Raw genomic sequence first — 21085 nt, 5'->3', positions numbered from 1 at the left:
GTGATGCTGATTTATTTAGTCAGAGAATGCTCTGAAGTCTCCGAAAACATTGATCAATCTGAAATTGTTGGGCTTGACGATCGCATTACTTTTCTGGCGATTATTTTAGGCGATCATTTTAACAGCTTAAAGCCACTAAGTTATCTACCCCTAAGTCAATCCCCGCAATTATTTCATTGCTTTCTTTTTTTGAAGGCTCTTCGACCTCATACACCGCTTCAATCAAATAGCCGCCATTTTTCGGGGCGATTCTAGCTTGAATTGGTTTTTTAGCTTGGTACATTTTTATCTTGATGCCACTCTGAGATAGGTGACAAATTACCTCGGCTAGAGGTCTTTTGTAGATGGCATCAGACCCTTTATAGAGAACGGAATAACGTCCCTTCAAGTTGTCTATGTACTTGGGTATTTTTGGTTCGGATATATACTTATCAGGGTGAATTTCCCAGTCCTTGTGGGCTTTAAAGTACCCAGTCCAAGCTTGGCAAACCTGCCTAATTAAAGAGCAAGCTATTTTGGTCTAAGGCATTTGTTTATAGGCATCATTATCAGCTACTAAGTGATACAATTTGGCGTTAGACCAGACCTTGCCCGTCTTAAAGAATCGCTGCCTCATATAGTAGTTACAGAGATTGTAAAGATTCTTGGCTTTAAAGCACAAGGTATCACACTCTTGCCAATACTTATGAGTCTTCTTGTAATGGTGTCTTTCGACTAGCTGCATCTTGTTTTCTCTTTATGACGTTCCATTGTTCATCACCTACCTACCTCCGTAGGATAACATTTTTCAATATTTGTCAAATGCCTGTCTATGGATGTCTATATTTTTATTAAACTATTCAAAGCCCATTGGCCTAGGAAAAAATCTTTGACAGATGTGGGGGTTAACATTCGCGGGGTTCGGCTATTGGTCAGGGGCGATCGCAACAGTCCGAGCAACGGCATCGGTTTTCGCCGACTCCAGTCCCCTGGAAGCGATCGCCATTCCACATAAACACATAAAGTAGAAATTGCAGGAATTGCAGCCGCGATCGTCACCGCTTAGAATCCCCGCTCTAGAGGGATATCTAGACCGATGATCCCAGAAATGCCTGATACCGTTAAAATTTAAATCTAGCGATCCAACTATCTGCAAATTAAAATTTTTTTCATGGGGTGCTTCCCGAAGCGCCCCTACTTCCCGAAGCGCCCCTACACCGCATTTTCTAGATTGAAATCTGATATCTGGGGCTGGGTGCCATCACCCACGGGATCTCAAACCGCTGTCTCTTCATCTTTGCACCGCCAATCCTCTAAGTGCCATCCATCGGTTTAGAATGTCCATCATTCAACATAGTGGCGGCGCTTGGCTCTGACTGTTGTGCCAAGTGTTGTGCCAAAATCTTAAAAACATTAGATGCGCTCCCTTGATTAACCGTTAAAAAAAGAAAATTCAATTTATCCCAATTTATAGCCATAAAAAAACCTATGAAAGCAGAGATTTTAATCGTTGATGATAGCCTGTAAAATTCTCAAATTTTTCAGGATATTTTATCAAGCCATCAATCCTGCCAGCGCCTCTAATTCAACCCAAGCAAACTCATCTAATTTTATATCAAAAGGCCAGAAATGTCTGGCTATGTCCTTTGTGAAAAATAAAAAAAAACTCCAAGGCAATATCCCAGTATTTTTTATTATTATATAAGATTAAATAGCTGATTAGATAAAAATATTTACTAAGTAAATATTTTTATCATAAAATATGTTTTACTGCGATATTTTATTATTTTAATTTTAAAGCATAAATTAAACTTAAAATATTTACAATAACAAAACCATTGCCTAACTATAAAAATAGAACAAAAACTCGCAGCAAAAACCGCTGAACTCGAATATAAACTTCAGGAATCCCTGGATTTAAATAGACAAATCAACCTGGCACAGCAGCAGCTAAAACAAGAAATTATCCAGCGGGAAAAAGCCCAAGAAGAACTTTTATATATGGCTTTCCACCATCCCCTGACTTGCTTGCCCAATCGCGCTTGGTTTATGAACAAATTAACCGAAGCTATTGCACGTAACCACCAAGCATCTCACCAAGCATCCCACCAAGCATCCCCCAATCTATTTGCGGTCTTGTTTGTTTAGGGTCAAAAAACCAAAAAAAAGAACGGATCCTCTGTTTAGGCTGACAAGCACCTTAAAAAAGGATCCGTTCTTTCTCAGAATAGCAGACTATGCCTTGGGATAAATCTCATCCACCAAAGCTTGCCACAGCATTTCAACGCACTTCGCAGCGACGCGAGAATTTATTAACCGCTGCCACTTCTTCTTGGCTTGGTTAGACGTAGGATTTTTAACTTTTGTCTCTTTTGCTTTTCCTCGGACAATTTCCTCAATTTGAGCCATATCTTCTTTTGATAGCTTTGCTCCCATTTGGCTTTTTATCTCCGGCATGAGTTTGTCTTTTTCTTCTTGTTCCTGCTTCTCTTTAATCGCCTCTGGGCTGCCACACCACTTTTTCACCGTAAAATTGTAATAATCTAAAATCTTGTTTTGATAGTGATTTTTCGGAACCCAGTTTTTAGAATTACCGCAACTTCGCGAGATTAAGTGATGGTTGAATTAATGGAATACACTCTTTTTGGCCTAAAATTGTGCATTCACAAGCCTTGAATGCGGCCATGTCAACCTTGCTGTCGGAAAATTCGGACATAGAAACTCCTGCCCTCTGCAAAAGCGAGGGAAATCACAACAATTCGGAGAATAGAACTAAGAAACTCGCAGGAAAAGCTACGGCGCCCTAGCCCATGTTTCAAAGCCGCGATAAGTCAAAGAATGGTTAGGTATTGGTTGGGATAAAATCCCGCACATACCCCTTATAGGTTCGCCATTTATGCATCTAAAATTGTTGGAATATCGGGAGTAACTTGCTACTTCAATTTTTAATAAAATACCCGTTTTATTGATAAATAAGCAAATTTAATTAATCGCAAAAATGGTGCTTTTTTAGGCGGTTTTGGTCTGGGATGATGAACAGCGATCGCGGGAAATTTCTGGCTATCTGTGGCAAGAAATGCTATGATGCAATCATCACAGAACAAATCCTGCGATTGTCCAGGTCGCGCAAGTCGCTGTGTTGCCGGATGCTTCTTAATGCCCCGATTCGCAACCCCGCCGTCAGGCAGCCCAAAGCGACTCACACTGGACTTTTCCGGCACTACAGAAAAAAATGCCGGTGGCCGCCACACAGCTTCTCCGCGTCTGGAGATGATCCAGCAACTAAAATGGCAACAAAAAGAACAGCTAGTTTGCAAAAAGTTCAATGGCAAGCGGGACAAAAAAGGATGGTTAGCGCCCCAATACAAATATTTTGATGAGTGTGGGCGATCTCACACCATTACCGACCTCTCCCATTCGCCCGCTGCCAAAATTTACAGCCCCTATTGGACTTATAGATGGTTCCAACCGGGCAAACTGAACGACGGAAATCTGTACTTAGGAGCAATCAGTAGCAAAAAATTCCAACACTTTTCTGTAGTGTGGCAACAATGTGACCCGGATCATAGGTGCGATTCTGAAACTGTCCACCAGCACCAGACATCCTCAGAGATCATCGCTATACCTAAAAGTAATAGAAAGTCATACGCCACTCACCCAGGTGCTGGATGCCAGTTTGGATCAAAGAGTTGGCAAAAATAGTTGGCAATCTGTTCGACTGCATGATAACATCTGTGATTCAGAAGTAGACCCGAGTCTGAGGTCGCTCTGATAGACCGATTCAGGATATCTCCAAAAAAAGAGATGAAAAGAGACTAAAATATCTAGTTCTGTCCTGACCTGACTCGTGACCAGATGTAATACAAAGTCATTAGCGATCGCTGAAACTTGAGGTTCAACCCTGGAGGCTAAAAATGTATTACCTAATTCTCAACGACAAAAATCCTGAACTGCAAGAACTCTTTCCCCAAGGAGTTCCTACGGATAGCGAAAACCCTGAAGAGTTTGTGGAAGTTTATGACGAATTTGGCGAGTTTGTGGATATTGAAATGGCTTATAGCGTGAACCTTAGAGGGTTGACGCAGCACGAAGAGTTAAGATTATTTCAAAATTATGCCACCACCAATAATGCCAGTCTAGTTAGAGGCGCTTTTCAGATGCTTGATGATCTGAAAATTTCCCCAGATCAAGTAGAAAAAGTAGTCTGGCGTCAACCTCAACCTGTGTTAGTCGGATAAAAAAGTCATAAAAAGTTATAAAAAGTTATAAAAAGTTATAAAAAATCGGAAAAATTCGGAAAAAGTCGAGTCGATTGTCCAATGGTTGAATGTCTCTCCCCGCTTCATTCATCGGTCTCATCCATCGGTGATGGCATTTCATATCCCTCGCTTTTTCTAGGTTCAACGGTCATCGCCAAAATGCCGATGATTGATCCGGCATTAATCCTGCTAGGGGTTAGGAATTGATCCTTAAACATTAAAAAAACTTAAAAAATTAGGCGTTGCACATTGTTGGTATGCTATGGAGACAGGGTTTCCAGTGGCTCGCCAGAGTTAGTCAATGGAATAGGTACAGTTTTATGCCTTACATAATAAATAACTAATCTTACTGATAGTTTCAACATTAAGCGAGATTTAGAATAACTTAGAATAACAAAAATTTTTTCTATGTAATCGATCTCTATGTAATCGATCTAAGTAATGTCTTAATCTTGTATTTTCCCCTTCAACACGATTCATTTATAGGTAGGGTCGATAGGGGAATCGCTTCCCCTACCTCCCATTCAGAACGGAACGTGCCACTTTCACAGCCCAGCCGCTCCTAGCAGCGCCTTGCTTTAATCTCACATCCTAATCAGAAAGCTGTTAGTCTTCCTGTTCGGCATAACCTTCAGATTTAACCTACCCCCACGAAGGCTATTCTTACACTTAAATCAATACTCCATTGCTGGAGAGCCAACGTGGGGTTACTTCGTCGCCAAGAGAAGGTTATTTTGCTTTTAGGCTGTCCATCTATCCGGATACTTTTGGGACTTCGTAACGGATGAATCAATTATTTCTCCGTCTTTTTCCTAGTGAATTCCTAGGATTTCTCCAGTCACTTTTTGTGCGCGGCGTATCAAGCAGTTTCGCCACTTAGTTATTAGGAGGATTCAAGACGATGGTTCCCATAACTCTATCCATGAGCAATTGACTCAGATGCCGACTTTTTTGACCATCTGCTTAGGTCTTATCGGCTTCGGGAGAGCTCGCTTCACAAGATTGATAGCTATTCCGTTCCGTGGGGCTGATGTCGATGTCGATGACAAAAGTGGATTGCTCCAACGTAAGGATTCAGGTCAAAAAATGCGTCGTCTATGAGACAGAGCGAGCGAGGGTCAGCAGAGATGAAAAATTAGGGTTCTCTACCGTTATCAATTAATTAAGTCAAACGAAAACAACCCGAAGTTATCATCGGGACAATCAGGATAAAAACTTAGCTTCATGGACGAGTGTTAAATAACATTCATACCCCGGATAACCTACGTCGGCACCGGAGAAATGAGCGTGGGGTGAGGTAATCCTGAGTGAGCATCAGCCGAAAGTGCTTCTTGGAAAAACTGCATCAGTGAGCGTCCCTGAAATCGACAGGTTTGAGCCACACTCAATAATTTAGCTGTGTTCTCAAATCTTTCCATAGAGCGAGAACCCCCACTAACTTTACGTTTAGTCACCGCTAATCGTAAAGCTCTTTCTGCTAGATTATTATCTGGAGGAACTTCGGGGTGTTCTAGGAAGTACCACCATTGTTCGGCTTTTTCTTTTAAATTCCGCAGCAACTTTCCCGCCTCGTAACCCGCTTTGGGGAACCATTCTTTGAGCGCTACCTCCACCCGATACCGAAACTGCGTCGCCCAGGTCTGGTATGAAGAATTATCCCCATGTTCGCGCCACTGATGATGCTGCCGAAATGCCTCATCTACCAAGGAATGTTTGTCTCCCCAATGGTGACTTGAACCGGACTGCCAAATTTAATCAATTTCTGGATATGGCGTCTCAGATGTGCCAGACATTTCTGTTGAGCCGCCACCGGATACCCGTTATACACCTTGAAATCATCACTCACCAGTACGCCGTCGAAGTGTTTCCCGCTATTTGGTTTCCAGTTCGACTCGGCCTCGGGTATCGGCTGCATGAAACAGACAAAAATGCGGATTGGTAGCTACCCATAACCACTCTTTAACCCCTTTAACGATCCAGGGGGTTTCATCGACATGGAGGTATGACTGCTGTGGTAGCGCTTCCACGAGTTCATTGACCGCATTGGTGATTGTGGTGGCAATTCGCTCGTTGGTTTTAACCAGAGTTCCTACGCCCACCTCGATTTGACCCAGTTCTCGCACCAGTTCGGCTTGTTTTTCATAGGACATCTGTCCATAGCAACCGAGCCATCCGAGTAATGCTTGTAAACCGGCATCCAAGTCTTGACCGGGAATAACCCTCGTCGGCCATGCTCCAGCACTTTCTTGCCCACAGCTATTGCATCGACACCATCTCTGACGATACTCGACTACTTCGATGGGGCGCTCTACCAGTTGAGCCACTTGTTGAACTTTGACCCCTACTGGCTCGTCCGCAAAACTATTGCTGCCACAGTGGTGACAATGCTGTGGAATCAGTTCCTCTATGCGGTCAATTCTATTAAATCCTTTCCGAGTCGAACCTTTATGGCCTGGTTGCCCCCCCGGAAAACGTTTTGGCTCTGGGTTGGTTTCTGCGTTGGATTGTTTTTTGGGTTTTTCGGATTTCTTGAGAACGTCTGTAGAGGGAGGCTTCGATGATGTCTTACTGTCTAGCCCTAGAGAGGTTTTAAGGCGTTTAACTTCTTCGATCAACCCCTCTATTACTTTTTGCTGTGCCAATAGCATATCTACCAGTTGTCTCTGGGGCAACTGTTCAAGAGTTTTCCTGTCTGGTAGCTGTGGCACATTATCTAGATTCATATCAACACTTTACCCCAAAATCCCCTCCTGTCAAGCCCCTGACCTGAATCCTTACGCTCCAACGAATCGCACCTTTGAATTAACTATAGCCGCGATCGCCTTCAAACTTTGCACTTCTTCTTGCAAATTCTTCACTTGTTAGAGTAACCTTTGATTGGATTCTATCAAAGAAACCGCTTGGCTACTTACAGCGGTTTTCAAATGAATAAACCACAATGCTCAAACCAATTAAAAACATCAGATTCCGTAATTTTACTGAAAGCTTCATTAATTGCTATATCTAAAGCTTCTTTAGTTCTAGCTTTACTAGAACGAAGAAATTCTTTAAAGACCAACATAATTCTATCGGGGATAAATCTGGAGAATAGGTAAAAATACAAGCTTCTCGCCAATTCTATAGCTTTTCTGACTTTGACATTTTCATAAACAATTATCCATTAACACCAACGCTCCTGGCAATAAATTAGGCACTAATACTGACTCAAAATATGTTTGAAACACTGCCGAATCTGTACTCCTTTCTATAGTCATTGAAGCAATTAAACCATTTCTTCACTTACTGCACCGATTACGCTAATATTTTTCCCTTTATTTCTTGGACATAGTTCAACCACCCAGTCCCCAATTTTTCCTCGTCCATACAAACGAGTCATCCCTAAATTTACTGCCGATTCATCCACAAATACCATATTATTAATATCTATCTTGCTTGTCTAGCCATTTTCGATAATCATAACAGTCCTATTGAATATCGCCTCTTTCTTGATCCGAGGCGTAAAGACTTTTTTTTGCGAGTTAAGCGATTTTTTATTAAGAACCGATACATGGTAGATTGACTAACTTTAATTCCTGTTTTTTACTCCACATAATCGCACAACTCTTTAATCAGTATATCTCGTTGTTTCTCAATTTTTGATAATATTAAATCCCCGATATACTCAGGGATTTTGGGTGAACGACCCCTAGTATATTGTTTGGGGGTGATTGTTCCGGTTATTCTATAGTGTCGTAATAAATTTCTCACAAAAGTTAAACTTACGTCAAATCTCCTCGCCATCTCACGTTGAGACCCTAATTGATTTTGGTAAGCATCTCGGAATCGACTGCGTAAATCGGTAGAATATGCGGCTGGCATGATCAGAAATAGATAGGGAGCTTAAAAATTCATTATATTATACATGATTGTGGTTCACTAATTTGAAAAACGCTGTAAATAAGGATCGCTTTCCCACCAGTTAATCCCAATTTCTTTGGCTTTATCCACGGAAGCAATTAACAAACGGATCCGACTCGTTAGCAATTCCGTTGAACCCACAGATACGGAAATATCACCAGCAATCACAATTCCTTTATCTAACACCCGTTCGAGAATATCTGCCAAGGTACTTCCGGGGGTTGATGTGGTAATTTGATCGCGTTTTGGACTGTTAATAGAACTTTGTGTCATCGTTAAGATAATTTATCCTGTGAAGCAACATAGAGGCGATCGTCTCGTTGAATGAGCAGACCCTTTTTCAGCAGCGATCGCAGGGCATCAATAGTTTGAAATCGATTCAATCCCAGGGCTTGAGAAATTTGCGAAACGCGCATTCCTTCAGATTTCTGCAAATAGTGATAGACTTTTTGTTCAGCTTGTTCAGCTTGTGCAGCTTGTGCAGCTTGTGCAGCTTGTGCAGCTTGTGCGGCTTGTGCAGGATTTAATCCTGTTTCGGCAAGCGATCGCTTGCCGAAAGCGGAATTTTCTGACTGCGGGGAATTGGACTTTCCATTCAGCAGTGCTTTGCCATTTTTAAAACTTTCCGAACCCAGGGAAATGTGTAATTTATGACCATTCTCATCATAATTCGGTGCTTCAACAATTAAAGGTTCTGAGGGATTCACCTCAGCCGGGTTTGGCGTTGTTGACGGGTTCTCAACTCGCTGATTAGGCAAGCCATCTCTCAGGGGCAAATTATTAACTTTGGCTAGAGAAACCGGGGTAATTCGAGACTCGAAAAACTGATCCAAAATTGCCTGGGCTTTTGCCCACTCTAAATTAGTCCGTGACAGCAGCACATCAGTACAAACCTCTCGAAAATCCGGGTTATTTTCCTGCACCATCAGATTATGTTCTTTGCTGACTTTTGCAATCATCAAACAAGAACGTAAAGGCGAAGAATGTTTAGCCCTTTTTGCGTGATGAGATGTTTCCGGGAGACTTTGTTTCACCGTGTCCCGAAATGCTTTGACAATTTGCACAATTCGCAGGGCAGACTCCGGATCGATCTTGGTTTTTTGTACCAAAATTGCTTGTTGGGTCTGATCATCCGGATCAGGCATATTAATCGTCACCAATCGGTCTAATAGCGCGTCTTGAGTGCCATGCACTCCGCAAGATTCTTCGGGGTTAGAGGTAAAAATTGCCCGAAAATGGGGATTAACCCGAATATATTCTGATTGCCCTTCCCCCGAAGGCAAAATTAACAGTTTTTCTTCTAATGCCGAGAGAAAAACATTATTCACTTCCGGGCGAGATCGGTTAAATTCGTCATAAACTAAAGTAAACCCTTCTTTACAGGCTAAAGTCAACCGCTCCTCATTCCAATTTTGTGTTAATTCATCTTCAATCTTGACCACGCTATGAATAAAATTATCCACCACTTTTCGGCGATTATAACCATTTTTATTGCCAATTAAATCCGAATAGTTTAACTCGCGATCGCCAAAAATGATCATCATGGGACGCCCTACTAAGTTGGCTAAATGCAGCGCCAGAGTAGTTTTACCCGTCCCCGCTGGGCCGCGTAGGTGGATGGAAAAGCCGGAGTTTAAATATCTCAGGGTTCGCTTGGCAAGGCGTTCAACCGCTGGTGTATTAACAAATTGTCTTGGACGTGCTTGGATGACAGTAGCCATTTTGGTTCCGAACGGTGATGATTGGTTAACTGTTATTGGTTGACAGTTTACAGTAATTAGTGAATCAATTTTTGCTAGTAATCTGTGAATTAACTGTTTTATTGTTTGCTACTTTTGACGGTTGATTTTTTCTCACCCCGCGTCTCAGGAGCAATCAATCAATAACCGAATGATTTGGGCAAATTTAAGTGTTATCTAAGGGTTATAGATATCCATAAAATTTGGTGGGCATTGCCCACCCTACATAATTGAATAAATTTTTCCCCCTTGAGTTTACACAAGTTTACACAATCAGATAGTCCCGATTATTTTGGGTAATTAATCCTTGATCGATCAGGGATTGGAGGATATCAACGGTTTGAATGCGGTTGATCTGTAACCGTTCTTCAATATCTTTAATTCGCGCCGATTTTACTTGCTTCAGGTAATCATAGACTGCTTGCTGCATAGGGTCGGCGATCGCGGTCGTACTTGGGGTGGCAACGGATGGCGCGGGGGTTGCCAATAGTCCGGCGGCCGGGGGCGCCGCAGAAAGGGAGATCGGTGGCGCGATCACCTTTGGTGAGTCCGTTTGTGGGGTCTCCGGAGGGGCGATCGGTGGCCAGTCTGCCTTTGGTGGGACCGTTTCTGGGTCTTTTGGTGGGGTCTCTGGTTGTGGGGTTTGTGTCCTGGGGGTTGGGGACACTGCTGATGGAGGTTTCGTCACGGGTGCAGAGGCGATCGCTGGTGCAGTAGGCGCAGTAACTCGACTAGGGACGGGTTGAGCAAACGGGATCGATTTCGTAGGGGCGTCCCCTCTGTGGTCGCCCCCAGGATCGCCCCCTGGAGATTGTACCTGGGTTGGTGTCGGCATATAGCCCCAAACCTGATTAGACAAATTGACGCGATATTCTTTAACATTGCCCCACATTTCCGCTTGTAAAGTGGCGATTTCTTGTTGCCGCTGCCAACGTAAATTAGCAAAGCTATCGTATAAAGTTTGCAGAGTTTGCGATCGCTGCTGACGCTCGGCCAGGAAAGTTTCCTGTAACTCTTGGGCAACTTGTTGTTGTTGCCAATCAAACTCTTGCAAATAAGCGGCCACATCTGACGACAGTTGGTGCATAAACTGCTCCAAATATTCAGTCAATTCAGCTTTCATATCCATTCGCTGATAATGACATTCTTGGAGAAACTGGATCGCATAACGGTTGAGATGATAGTGAAAAGCCTGCAATACTTTTGTTTGGTCTTGAGCCATTGTCGAGCGTTCTTGGGCTATATTACTGAGAAACTGCCTAGTTTCTGCCGCCAAAATATTGGCAAACTCATCTAATGCCTGCATAAATCGCTGACTATTTTGATAGCGCTGCTCTCGACAATTGTTTAAAAATTGTTCCGTTTGCACCTGGATCTGGCTGTAATAATCACTGAGGGATTGGCGCATTTCTCGACTCATATTGACCCGGTTTTCTCGCCAAACTGCCAAATCCTCACTCACTTGTTTTTGGCGAGCCCGTAACTCTTGCTGACGCTGCTGTCTTTGGGCTTGCCATTCATTAAAAAGAGCCATAATTCCCGCCTCATAATGATTTGTCCTGGGTCCGAAAGTCTCTTGTTCTTGGTTCTTTGTCTTTTGTCAGCAATAAGCAATGACTAAGGACAAATGACCAAATAAGCAAAAAATTGCCGTTAGTTGGCTGGAACGGCAGATTGAGACGTCAAACCCACTGCCTCAGCATACTTCAAGTAAGTTTCGACGGAAGCGATGACAACCCGTGCTTCGATCGATAACAACTCGATACCGACGAGAAATACCCGTACCCAAGCATCGACCACCACCCCTTTATCAAGGATGCGATCAACAACTTCTGCCAAGCTTGAGGAAGAATTCATTTTTTCAACAGCCATGATGTTATCTCCTAAATAATCAAATTTTGAGGGTTGATTTGGCTGAATTGACTCAGCAGTGAAGACCAACTGACTGGTAAAGCCGTGATTCGTTGGCGATCTTTAAAGCTTCAGATCAGTTTTGAGTTTTTCACTGAAGACCAGTTTAGACGAAATATCCCCAGGGTTTGCACGCTCCGAGCAAAATCTTTGTTAGTGGAACTAACTCTGGGGATATACTCGCTCTCGGAGGATAGATACACTATATATATATGCGTGAGATTCGGAAGAGCGCAAAAGCAGAGGCCAATAGGCTGAAGTGTGGCAGGGGTAAGGGTTTCAGGGGTTCCATTAGCCCCAGCCCGAATAACTGTGGTGAAAGTTGTCCATCAAGGAGGACAATTACCCGGATTTCCTGGGAACAACCCCAGGGCTAGTTAGGCAGTAGCTCCACCCGGAGACTCACTATCTACAGTGTGAAGCGGGCTTATTGGTGGTAACTCTTAACCAGATAGGGAATCCCCGAAGAGCCAATTGAGTCAGCGTAGGTCAGCGTAGGTAGGAGCGGCAGGGCTGTGAAAGTGGCACGTTCCGTTCTGAATTGGAGGTAGGAGAGGTGACTCTCCTATCGACCCCTAATAAATTTCCCAAAAATTTAACCAAAAATTTAACCATTGATCGCCTAGGGCATCTTAAACATAACCTTTGGGTTTAATCAAATAAGTCCCCCAAATGGGTTGATCGTTCTTGCCGCTGGATTTTTGGATCGCCAGACGCCAACTTTTCGCCTCTTTTTGCAATTGCAAATAAATATCAAAAGGATTACCCCGGTCAGTGATGCGACCATCGGGCAACTTAAAGGTCAAATTATAAGTGCCGCGAATATGATAGGCAATTAAATCTTGAATCACCACAGGTTCTTCATTCAGAATCACCACGCGATTAATCTCATAATCCGGGTGCTGCTTCCGGTCAAGATTGTGTTGTTTGAGATGCTCATCCAGTTCAGCTTTAGTGAGATTTAATTGCATTGTAATTGCTTGTTGCACAATTAATCTGGTCGGTTGAAATCCCCCCAGGCTGATTTGAATATTACAAGCAGAAAGCCAGCCAACTAAAACCATACTAATGATGATTTTGACGATGGATTTAACTGGCATTAAAACCATAGAAATTTCTCCGTTTATGTTCGCTGTAAATTGCTTGGGTAAATTATTTAATAATCTGAATTTTCAGCCGGTGTTTCTTCTGGTTGAGATGATGGAAATAGTTTTTGTTGCCAATCCTTAAAGACTTCGGGATTTAATTGCCAAAATCCCACCAAAGCAATGCCGCATCCCACCAAGACGATCAAAAAGAAAGTGGCGATCGCCAACCAAAGATTAGAACCATTGCGCTGGGCTTGGCTCACAGTCGAGGCAGGATTTACCTCTGCTGCCTCCGTATCATAAAGCAAAACCTTAGAAGCATCAGACATTTCGCCTTCTACCACCGTTTTATTCGGTAATTTATTCGTCTCAAAAAGCACCAGTTTTTCTGGAGAAATCCGACAACGCATCACCACAATCGAAGTATTATCATGGCCATTTTTTTGATTCGCAAAATCAATCCAAGCTTTCAGACCATCTTCAATCGATACCCGCTCATCTAATATGGGGGTGGCATATTCTGGCCAAGATTTTTCAACCCAACCATTATCACTCAAACCATCAGAACAGAGCATCAACAAGCCATCTTCTTCAATAATAAATCGTTGAATATTCGGCTTAATTAAATTACCATCTTTCGTGCCCAGTGCTTGAATCAAAGCACCCGCATCTCGACGTTGTTTAATTTGTCGATAAAAACCGCGCCCCAGGCAAACTTCTCTGGTGGTCAAATCATCATCCACCGTGAGTTGCTGGCAGTAATTTTCCGTAATCCAATAAGCGCGAGAATCCCCCACATTCACCACATATAATTCATGGCTATTCGCGAATTCTGACCCATCTGCCCTGGGTACTTTTTGGCCTAACTGCAATCCCATCACCAAAGTCGTTCCCATCCTTTGTCGGTAAGCCCGACCCTGAGCATCATTTTGGCTGGCAATGGTATTATTTACCACGCGGATCAAAGCCGCCATTTCTTCAGAGACTAAATTGGGCGGGCTAATATCAGGTTGGGCGGAAATTTCTTTGAGCAAAGTTGGGAGGGCTAATTTCAATGAATTAACCGCTAATTGACTGGCGACCTCACCCCCGTCATGGCCACCTACCCCGTCACAAACCATCACCAGGTTAGACACCAGAGAATTTGGGTTGGGCTTCGTCCCCGGTTTGGGTAAATCAGCCCTAGTGGGATAGTAGGCATCTTCATTGTGCGATCGCTCTGGTCCGGAGTCAGTGGCGCCTGCCGATCGCAATCTTAAAGGCAATTGACCGGCTAATTCTAGCAACAGTTGATTCAGTTGACGACGAATCCCATTAACTTCAGCATGGGGAGCCCGCATCAGTTTGCCTATTTCCTTGAGACGGTCAACATAATTGCCCGTAAAGTTTTGGCCGTCGGAAAGGGAAATTTTCCCGGTCCAAGTCAACCAGTGATAGCCCAAATCCTGTAAATCTGGTTTAGTCACCGAGGACTGATCCCCATAGAGTTCCAATAGCCAGACGCGCCAACCTTGGACGCGAATGTTTTTCGGTTGAAACAAACTGGTAGTCAAACCCAACTCCAATAAAGGCGTCCAGAGTTGCAGTATTTGCCAAAACCAATAAACGTGACGCACTGGGGCAGCATTGGCAAATGATTCGATCATGGTGGGGTAGAGTTGGCCTGTTTTCGGATCTACCGGCACATTTTCCAGAAGTAGCACTTGCCAATCCTGCTCTTTGACAGGACAAAACCCATAGACTTGAGGAATATGCAAGGAATGCCGATACAATTTTAGGTAAGGTAAGATCGCCTCGGGAATCTCTTGGGGCAATGTCGGGGGTTTCCCAGGGGTGGTATCTAACCAAATTTGCGGGCTGACCACATAGTAGCGATCGCCAATCGGTGAAGCTGGGGGGAATTGGGCTGCCTGGGAACCCACCGCCCACAAATACCGATAAGTCAAGGGATTTTGACAAGATGCACAATACTTTTGCCCCAAATCGTTAGCTGGGTGGGTACAAGCAGGATTGGGACAATCAATTTGCGGGCGGCTGGAACTGGTCATAAGCAGCAAAAAGTAATCACAGTAAAATTAAGACGCATCACATAAACCCGGAGGCACTCATTGCTCACAGCCAGCTTAAACTGGTGGTAGCCTTCTCTATTTTGTGCAGAAGAGTTCAGGAAAATCAACGAATTTGGCATATGTAGAACCCCAAAAAAATCGCTGCTCTGTAAAATAGAGGAAGATTCAAGATAATTTTAGCCTTTAGATGCTCTAATCAATGAATTCGGCATCTTTTGGTTAAGATTGGACAATGAGAGTGATTCAGAGATAAATATGCAAGTAATGCAAGTAATTTATGATCCATTGTAGTTTCTCGCCATGAATTTTCCCTTACTGGCTATGAGTCCTAGTGTCATTTGGTTAATTGTTGGCTTAATTTTGTGTGGGTTTGAGTTGATGTTGCCCAATGCCTTTGTGTCTATGATGATGGGTGTCAGTGCCTTGATCATGGCTGGGTTGGCGTTGGTGTTGCCAAACTTGGGCTTACAAGTGTTGGTCTGGATGGGTTTATCTGGGGTCTTGGTGTTCCGAGGTCGTCAATTCTTCATGTCTCGGCAGAAATTCGATTTGCTGGCTGACGCAAATGAGGCGGAAACTTTAACGGAAATTCCCCCAGGCAAAGTGGGTCGAGTGTTGTTTGAAGGCAATTCTTGGCAAGCACGATGTGCCGATGACCATCAGGCGATCGCGCCGAATCAAAAAGTTTATGTCATTAGTCGAGAAGGCACTACCTTGATCGTGATGCCAGAACACCTTTTGAATTCTTAACCTCAATGGCATATGGTATCTCTCTTTCTGGTCTAGTCCTTAATTTATCCTTAATTTATCCTTGATTTATTCTGGGTTAAATTAAATTAAATTGAATTGAATTGAATCAATTGTTTCTGATGTTTTTTCAAAATAATGACTTGAGAGGTTTAATATGGATATAGCACCAATTTTTTTGGCCTTCGTCATTTTTAGCGGCACGTTTCTGTTTCGGGGTTTGAAATTTATCGATCAAGGGAATGAATCTCTGGTGCAAAGCTTAGGCAAGTATAAAAGCAAACTCACTCCTGGGATGCACTGGATTAACCCTTTTTTCGATAAAATTGTTTATACGGAAACCATCCGGGAAAAAGTATTAGATATCCCCAAACAAACTTGTATCACCCGCGATAACGTTTCCATCAGCGTAGATGCAGTAGTTTATTGGCGAATTGTGGATATGGCGAGAGCCTATTACAAAGTAGAAAATTTGCTGCTGGCTATGCAGAATTTAGTTTTAACTCAAATTCGCGCCGAAATGGGTAAACTAGAATTAGATGAAACCTTTACTGCGCGTTCTGAAGTCAATGAAACCTTACTGCGAGAATTGGATTTAGCGACTGATCCTTGGGGAATAAAAGTCACTCGCGTGGAACTGCGGGATATTTTTCCCTCCAAAGCGGTACAAGACTCGATGGAATTGCAGATGACCGCCGAACGCAAACGTCGGGCAGCGATTCTCACTTCTGAGGGGGAACGGGATTCCGCGATTAACTCGGCGAAAGGAAAAGCCGAAGCCCAAGTTCTAGAAGCCGAATCTCGTAAAAAAGCCGCAATTTTAGCCGCTGAAGCGGAACAACAGGCACTCATTTTGAAAGCCGAAGCGGAACGGCAGCAACAAATTCTCAAAGCTAAAGCCACGGCGGAAGCCTTACAAATTGTGGCGCAAAAACTGGAAAATGAACCCAATGCCCGGGAGTCGCTTCAGTTTTTACTGGCGCAACAATATCTAGAAATGGGGATGAAAATTGGCAGCAGCGATAGTAGTAAGGTGATGTTTATGGATCCCCGAAGTATTCCCGCCACCTTTGAAGGACTGCGATCGATTGTTAGCGAAGAACCTTCTGACAGTGAAACGGAAATCTTTAAAAAACTGGGAAATCGTTAGCTAGAATTTAACTATCGATCGAGATTTCGGGTTCAGGCAAACGCCGATTTACGGCTGAAATATCCAGTCAGCCTTTAGCGGTCTAATGATTGGTGTCTAAAGGGATGAGGATGGATGCGATCGCCACTCGTCTTCGAGGTAATCGATCTATTGCCCCGAAGACGAGATTAATCCCTTAAATTTTGAGCGATTTTCCGCCCAGGGATGAATTGTGTGCCGCAAGATTTGTATCACTATAAACGCTCAATGCCAACGATCGCAGGAGGTTTCGCGGGTGATGAATATTAATAGATCCCTTGACCTAGGTCACTTATCTAGGAAGCATCAATCTCTATACTAACGATAGGTGCTGATGGTTCATCAGCATTTCTCTGTCACGCAGATGCGCTAAAAAGAGCGGTCATCTCTTTTACCTGGGCAATTGATTGCCACAACTGCGAGAAATTTTGCTTCATACTGAGAGAGTAAAGTTCTGTAACAGAATACCGAGAAATGTCCATTTACTCAATCGATAGTGGGGATAATCAAAAGAAGCATCTGCCAACCGACCATCTTTGTCACCGGGAGTAATTGATACTTAGCTTATGCAAAACACCTCTTTTTATTCTGGAGAAGATGACGAGCAACGAGATGCCGCCAATGTTGAGGTGGAAGATATCGATAGTTTATCTCTGGAATTTGACGAAAACTCAACGGAGTTAGAACAAGATGTCAGTAGCAATACCTTGCAACCGGCAGTTCGTTCTCGGAGCCAGGATTTAGTTCGCTTATATCTACAGGAAATTGGTCGGGTTCCCCTGTTGAGTCGAGATGAAGAAGTTGCCGAAGCCCAAAGAGTGCAACGTTATATGCAGTTGCTGGAGTTGCGGACCCAAGCAGCGCAGACAAAAGACGGCATCATGCGTCAATATGTGGAGTTGATGGATTTGCGCGATCGCCTTGCCGCCAAATTAGGGCATCAACCGCCTTTAGCGAGATGGGCTAGGGATGCCAAGCTTCAGGAAGCAGAACTGAAAAAGCTAATTGCCGTAGGCAAAGCAGCTTGGGCAAAAATTGCCGATTTAACCGTAGAGGAACTGGATCGGATCCAAACCCAAGGCATTCGGGCGAAAGAGCACATGATCAAGGCCAACCTGCGTTTAGTGGTGTCCGTAGCCAAAAAGTATCAAAATCGCGGCTTAGAACTGCTCGATTTAGTTCAGGAAGGCACCTTGGGCTTAGAACGCTCCGTAGACAAGTTTGACCCGACCAAAGGATATCGATTTAGCACCTATGCTTACTGGTGGATTCGTCAAGGGATTACTAGAGCGATCGCCACCCAAAGCCGAACGATTAGACTACCCGTTCACATTACGGAAAAACTCAACAAAATTAAAAAAGCGCAAAGGAAACTTTCTCAAGAAAAAGGCCGAACTCCCAGTATTGATGACATTGCTCGCGAATTAGGCAACAAGCCCTCAGAAGTGAGGGAAGTCTTGTTGCGTGTTCCTCGGTCGGTTTCTTTGGAAACGAAAGTGGGTAAAGAAAAAGACACCGAACTAGGAGATTTACTAGAAACCGATGAAATTTCTCCCGAAGACCTCCTCGTCCGAGAATCTTTACAGCGGGACTTAAAAGAACTCTTAGCGGATTTAAGCATTCGCGAGCGAGAGGTCATTGAAATGAGATTTGGGTTGTTAGATGGTCATCCCTATTCTCTCTCGGATGTAGGCAAGGCTTTAGAATTATCTCGCGAGCGGGTGCGTCAAATTGAAGCCAAGGCATTACAAAAATTACGCCAACCGAAGCGGCGAAATCGCGTTCGGGACTATCTGGAGTCATTAACTTGAATCCGGGCAACAACCATTCAGGGGCTGGAGAAACCGGGTAAATCCATTGATGTTTGGCCAATCTTCTGGGAAAACAATCCGAAAACACCCGGTTTCTTGGACTTTTTGACAATTCTTTAGGGATATTATCGGCGATTTCGCCTCGTCAGACGGGGAAATTTACCCGTCAATAAGCGGAAATTGTTGCAACTTTACAAATAAACAGGTATTATTCTCAATAAATATATTTTATTGAGAACTTGAGAGCGTTACTATGTCTTTTTATACAGCAAGTTCCCTGAAAGCTGAACTCAACGAGCGCGGATGGAGAATGACTCCACAGCGAGAACAGATTTTACAGGTCTTTCAGAACTTGAACAAGGGTCATCATCTCAGTGCTGAGGATTTATACCGGCTACTCCAGAGTGAAAATCAGCATATTAGTTTATCGACGATTTACCGAACCCTCAAGTTAATGGCACGGATGGGAATTCTGCGGGAACTCGAACTGGCAGAAGGACATAAGCATTATGAACTCAATCAACCTTATCCTTATCATCACCATCACCTGATTTGTGTCCGCTGTAATAAAACTATTGAGTTCAAAAGTGATTCTATTTTAAAAGTCGGCAGCAAAACGGCAAAAAAAGAAGGATATCACTTATTAGATTGTCAATTAACGATTCATGCGATTTGTCCCACTTGTCAGAGAGCTTTAATGCCTCTTTGATAATTGATAATGGATAATTGATAATTGATGGTTGATGAGTAGGAAATTATCCATTGTCCATTGTCCATTGTCCATTGTCCATTATCAATTATCGATTGGTTTGCAGATTTTAAAGATAAGCAACCCGAGCGTCAATGATCCCGCTTTGTTGTAAAAATTTCACTCGTGTTTTGGCAATGTCGTAATTGGGATAAGAACCTGCGTGAATATAGGTGCCTAATTGAGAAGGAGCCTCAAATGCGGTGGGGAAAATTTGCTGGACTTGAGCCAGAGTGATGTTACTTCTTTTGGGAATCACCACGACATATAGTTTCTCATTGAGAACTTTTTGGGTGTTGGCATCAGCTATCCCATCAGGGACAAATCCATAACCAATTTGAAATTGTTTGACGGCAGCTTCCGTTTCCGCCCCATAAATACTATCGACTACCACGTTGGGATAACCGGCGACAATGAGTCTTTTTTGCAGGTTTCTCACTTGAATGCCGCGATCGCCTCGCTTTAACGCCTGACTGCCAGCAACGGTATTGAATCCCTGACTGGGAACCGAAAAGGATGCGACTTGTGCTGCTTGCAATTGTTGCAATCTTTGATAGGTGGCGGCATCCACTTGCCCAGAGACTGAGAGTCCATTGGCTGCTTGAAAATTCCGCACGGCGACTTCCGTTAACTCCCCATAAAAACCCGTCACCGGCCCGCTGAAGTATCCCCGATTCAGCAAAGTTTGTTGCACAAATGTTACTTGCTCCCCGCGATCGCCCCGTGCTAATCTCGTTTCTGTTTGCCTGGGAATCAATGTCTGGGCGCGGACTTGTCCCAGTCGTTGCTGCAATACCTGCTGGGTGGTCAAATCAGCTACCCCATTGGCAGGCAGTCCCAAGGCATCCTGACAACGACGCACTCCCGCTTCCGTGGTGCGATCGTAAACCCCAGTGATCAACCCATCAAAACAACCAAGTGATCGCAAATCTTGTTGTAAGTAGGAAACAGACGAACCGCGATCGCCCCGACTCATGGCCCAGGAGTTGCTGGTGATACTCAGCACCAACAACATTACCCCCAGGGACGCAAAACGAATATAGGTCAAACTGGAAAGTCTGCACCCATTTAATCTCGCAAACAAGCCCTGAAACAAGCCCTGAAACAAGTCCTGAAACAAGCGATCGACAGATTCGCTGAAAGACGGATCAACCAGATCATCTTCTGCCGTTGCCTTATATGCATTAGCCAAACAGAAATAAGCAAAGTTTTCCATATCTTTTAGACCTTTTAGCCCCAAAACTAAAATTCACACTCCCCCAACCAGAGAGCGAAGAGAAAAACCCATAGTTGGGGGTGTTAGATTTTAGTTTAGTCTAAAAATCAGAATTCAGTAATGCCATCGGGCACGCTTCGCGAACGGCCAAAAAAACCCGGTTGGGGAATTAGCAATCATTGTTAGCAATCATTCGTGGCTTTTTGCTGCTGGTTAATTCCCCTGGTACGATCCATCACCGCTAACGCATCAAAGAATCCAACAATAAAGCCGCCACCACGGAAAATCCCGTAATCCCCAAAGCAATCAGCGGATTTTGCCCACTGAATACGGCAAAAGAAGTGACAACTCCAGCACCTAAACCAGCAGTCACCGCAGCGGTGAGTAAATCTCCTTGAGAATTTTTGTTGTACATATTTTTCATCCAGGGTTGAGGAAAGTGATTTTAATTGG

Annotated in this window: 16 protein-coding genes and 3 pseudogenes; 5 read left to right on the top strand and 14 right to left on the bottom strand. The window is 43.7% G+C overall.

Annotated features, from left to right (window positions below; all coding sequences use genetic code 11):
• Positions 1–118: 118 nt before the first annotated feature.
• The 4 genes from AM228_RS31860 to AM228_RS31850 form a co-directional block, all read right to left on the bottom strand.
• Positions 119–283, bottom strand: a complete 165-nt coding sequence (locus AM228_RS31860; protein ID WP_156331540.1) for a hypothetical protein — start codon at positions 281–283, stop codon at positions 119–121.
• A gap of 536 nt (positions 284–819) precedes the next feature.
• Positions 820–1038, bottom strand: a complete 219-nt coding sequence (locus AM228_RS31855) for a hypothetical protein (RefSeq protein WP_156331539.1) — start codon at positions 1036–1038, stop codon at positions 820–822.
• A 1176-nt stretch (positions 1039–2214) separates the two neighbouring features.
• Positions 2215–2505, bottom strand: coding sequence for a hypothetical protein (locus tag AM228_RS04835; RefSeq protein WP_054464976.1), 291 nt, complete (start codon positions 2503–2505; stop codon positions 2215–2217).
• Positions 2506–2924: 419 nt separating this feature from the next.
• Positions 2925–3230 (bottom strand): hypothetical protein, encoded by a 306-nt coding sequence (locus AM228_RS31850; RefSeq protein ID WP_156331538.1) that lies wholly within the window; start codon positions 3228–3230, stop codon positions 2925–2927.
• 663 nt (positions 3231–3893) lie between these two features.
• On the opposite strand from AM228_RS31850, the gene AM228_RS04825 reads away from it, so the two are divergent.
• Positions 3894–4217: a hypothetical protein gene (locus AM228_RS04825; protein ID WP_054464974.1), complete on the top strand. Its 324-nt coding sequence runs from the start codon at positions 3894–3896 to the stop codon at positions 4215–4217.
• A 281-nt stretch (positions 4218–4498) separates the two neighbouring features.
• On the opposite strand, the pseudogene AM228_RS34900 reads toward AM228_RS04825, so the two are convergent.
• From AM228_RS34900 to AM228_RS04785, 8 genes and pseudogenes are all read right to left on the bottom strand, one after another.
• Positions 4499–4718 (bottom strand): annotated as a pseudogene (locus AM228_RS34900) (hypothetical protein); the annotation flags it as partial.
• Positions 4719–5500: 782 nt separating this feature from the next.
• Positions 5501–6961 (bottom strand): annotated as a pseudogene (locus AM228_RS04820) (IS66 family transposase).
• A gap of 1210 nt (positions 6962–8171) precedes the next feature.
• Positions 8172–8408, bottom strand: a pseudogene (locus AM228_RS04810) (gas vesicle protein); the annotation flags it as partial.
• 2 nt (positions 8409–8410) lie between these two features.
• The gene (gene gvpN / locus AM228_RS04805; RefSeq protein ID WP_054464973.1) at positions 8411–9856 is read right to left on the bottom strand and encodes a gas vesicle protein GvpN; all 1446 of its coding nucleotides are present in this window, start codon (positions 9854–9856) and stop codon (positions 8411–8413) included.
• Positions 9857–10139: 283 nt separating this feature from the next.
• Complete coding sequence (locus AM228_RS04800; protein ID WP_054464972.1) at positions 10140–11408, bottom strand: hypothetical protein; 1269 nt, start codon at positions 11406–11408, stop codon at positions 10140–10142.
• 119 nt (positions 11409–11527) lie between these two features.
• On the bottom strand, positions 11528–11746 hold the full coding sequence (gene gvpA / locus AM228_RS04795) for a gas vesicle structural protein GvpA (protein ID WP_054464971.1): 219 nt from the start codon (positions 11744–11746) through the stop codon (positions 11528–11530).
• Between the two features lie 671 nt (positions 11747–12417).
• Positions 12418–12894 (bottom strand): hypothetical protein, encoded by a 477-nt coding sequence (locus tag AM228_RS04790; RefSeq protein WP_054464970.1) that lies wholly within the window; start codon positions 12892–12894, stop codon positions 12418–12420.
• A gap of 47 nt (positions 12895–12941) precedes the next feature.
• Positions 12942–14921 (bottom strand): protein phosphatase 2C domain-containing protein, encoded by a 1980-nt coding sequence (locus AM228_RS04785; RefSeq protein ID WP_054464969.1) that lies wholly within the window; start codon positions 14919–14921, stop codon positions 12942–12944.
• Between the two features lie 342 nt (positions 14922–15263).
• Here AM228_RS04785 and AM228_RS04780 point away from each other — a divergent pair, with 342 nt between their 5' ends.
• From AM228_RS04780 to AM228_RS04765, 4 genes are all read left to right on the top strand, one after another.
• Positions 15264–15692: an NfeD family protein gene (locus AM228_RS04780; RefSeq protein WP_231636614.1), complete on the top strand. Its 429-nt coding sequence runs from the start codon at positions 15264–15266 to the stop codon at positions 15690–15692.
• 154 nt (positions 15693–15846) lie between these two features.
• A complete protein-coding gene (locus tag AM228_RS04775) occupies positions 15847–16839 on the top strand; it encodes an SPFH domain-containing protein (RefSeq protein WP_054464967.1) in 993 nt (330 codons plus the stop codon).
• A gap of 584 nt (positions 16840–17423) precedes the next feature.
• Positions 17424–18668, top strand: coding sequence for an RNA polymerase sigma factor SigC (gene sigC / locus AM228_RS04770; RefSeq protein ID WP_054464966.1), 1245 nt, complete (start codon positions 17424–17426; stop codon positions 18666–18668).
• Positions 18669–18921: 253 nt separating this feature from the next.
• On the top strand, positions 18922–19377 hold the full coding sequence (locus AM228_RS04765) for a Fur family transcriptional regulator (RefSeq protein WP_054464965.1): 456 nt from the start codon (positions 18922–18924) through the stop codon (positions 19375–19377).
• Between the two features lie 109 nt (positions 19378–19486).
• On the opposite strand, the gene AM228_RS04760 is transcribed toward AM228_RS04765, so the two are convergent.
• Together AM228_RS04760 and AM228_RS33980 are read right to left on the bottom strand one after the other, a co-directional pair.
• Complete coding sequence (locus AM228_RS04760) at positions 19487–20632, bottom strand: peptidoglycan-binding protein (RefSeq protein ID WP_054464964.1); 1146 nt, start codon at positions 20630–20632, stop codon at positions 19487–19489.
• 241 nt (positions 20633–20873) lie between these two features.
• Positions 20874–21047, bottom strand: a complete 174-nt coding sequence (locus tag AM228_RS33980; RefSeq protein ID WP_190877677.1) for a hypothetical protein — start codon at positions 21045–21047, stop codon at positions 20874–20876.
• Positions 21048–21085 lie beyond the last annotated feature (38 nt).

It is taken from the genome of Planktothricoides sp. SR001, assembly GCF_001276715.1.
In the GTDB taxonomy this organism is placed as follows: domain Bacteria; phylum Cyanobacteriota; class Cyanobacteriia; order Cyanobacteriales; family Laspinemataceae; genus Planktothricoides; species Planktothricoides raciborskii.
The sequence above is the reverse complement of the archived record's forward strand: the minus strand, read 5'-3'. Positions and strand labels throughout refer to the sequence as shown.

Excerpts from the sequence above, each read along its gene's own strand:
- AM228_RS31860 (WP_156331540.1), bottom strand. The coding sequence starts at position 283 with ATGTACCAAGCTAAAAAACCAATTCAAGCTAGAATCGCCCCGAAAAAT.
- AM228_RS04825 (WP_054464974.1), top strand. The coding sequence starts at position 3,894 with ATGTATTACCTAATTCTCAACGACAAAAATCCTGAACTGCAAGAACTC.
- gvpN (WP_054464973.1), bottom strand. The coding sequence starts at position 9,856 with ATGGCTACTGTCATCCAAGCACGTCCAAGACAATTTGTTAATACACCA.
- AM228_RS04800 (WP_054464972.1), bottom strand. The coding sequence starts at position 11,408 with ATGGCTCTTTTTAATGAATGGCAAGCCCAAAGACAGCAGCGTCAGCAA.
- gvpA (WP_054464971.1), bottom strand. The coding sequence starts at position 11,746 with ATGGCTGTTGAAAAAATGAATTCTTCCTCAAGCTTGGCAGAAGTTGTT.
- AM228_RS04790 (WP_054464970.1), bottom strand. The coding sequence starts at position 12,894 with ATGGTTTTAATGCCAGTTAAATCCATCGTCAAAATCATCATTAGTATG.
- AM228_RS04785 (WP_054464969.1), bottom strand. The coding sequence starts at position 14,921 with ATGACCAGTTCCAGCCGCCCGCAAATTGATTGTCCCAATCCTGCTTGT.
- AM228_RS04780 (WP_231636614.1), top strand. The coding sequence starts at position 15,264 with ATGAGTCCTAGTGTCATTTGGTTAATTGTTGGCTTAATTTTGTGTGGG.
- AM228_RS04775 (WP_054464967.1), top strand. The coding sequence starts at position 15,847 with ATGGATATAGCACCAATTTTTTTGGCCTTCGTCATTTTTAGCGGCACG.
- sigC (WP_054464966.1), top strand. The coding sequence starts at position 17,424 with ATGCAAAACACCTCTTTTTATTCTGGAGAAGATGACGAGCAACGAGAT.
- AM228_RS04765 (WP_054464965.1), top strand. The coding sequence starts at position 18,922 with ATGTCTTTTTATACAGCAAGTTCCCTGAAAGCTGAACTCAACGAGCGC.
- AM228_RS04760 (WP_054464964.1), bottom strand. The coding sequence starts at position 20,632 with ATGGAAAACTTTGCTTATTTCTGTTTGGCTAATGCATATAAGGCAACG.
- AM228_RS33980 (WP_190877677.1), bottom strand. The coding sequence starts at position 21,047 with ATGTACAACAAAAATTCTCAAGGAGATTTACTCACCGCTGCGGTGACT.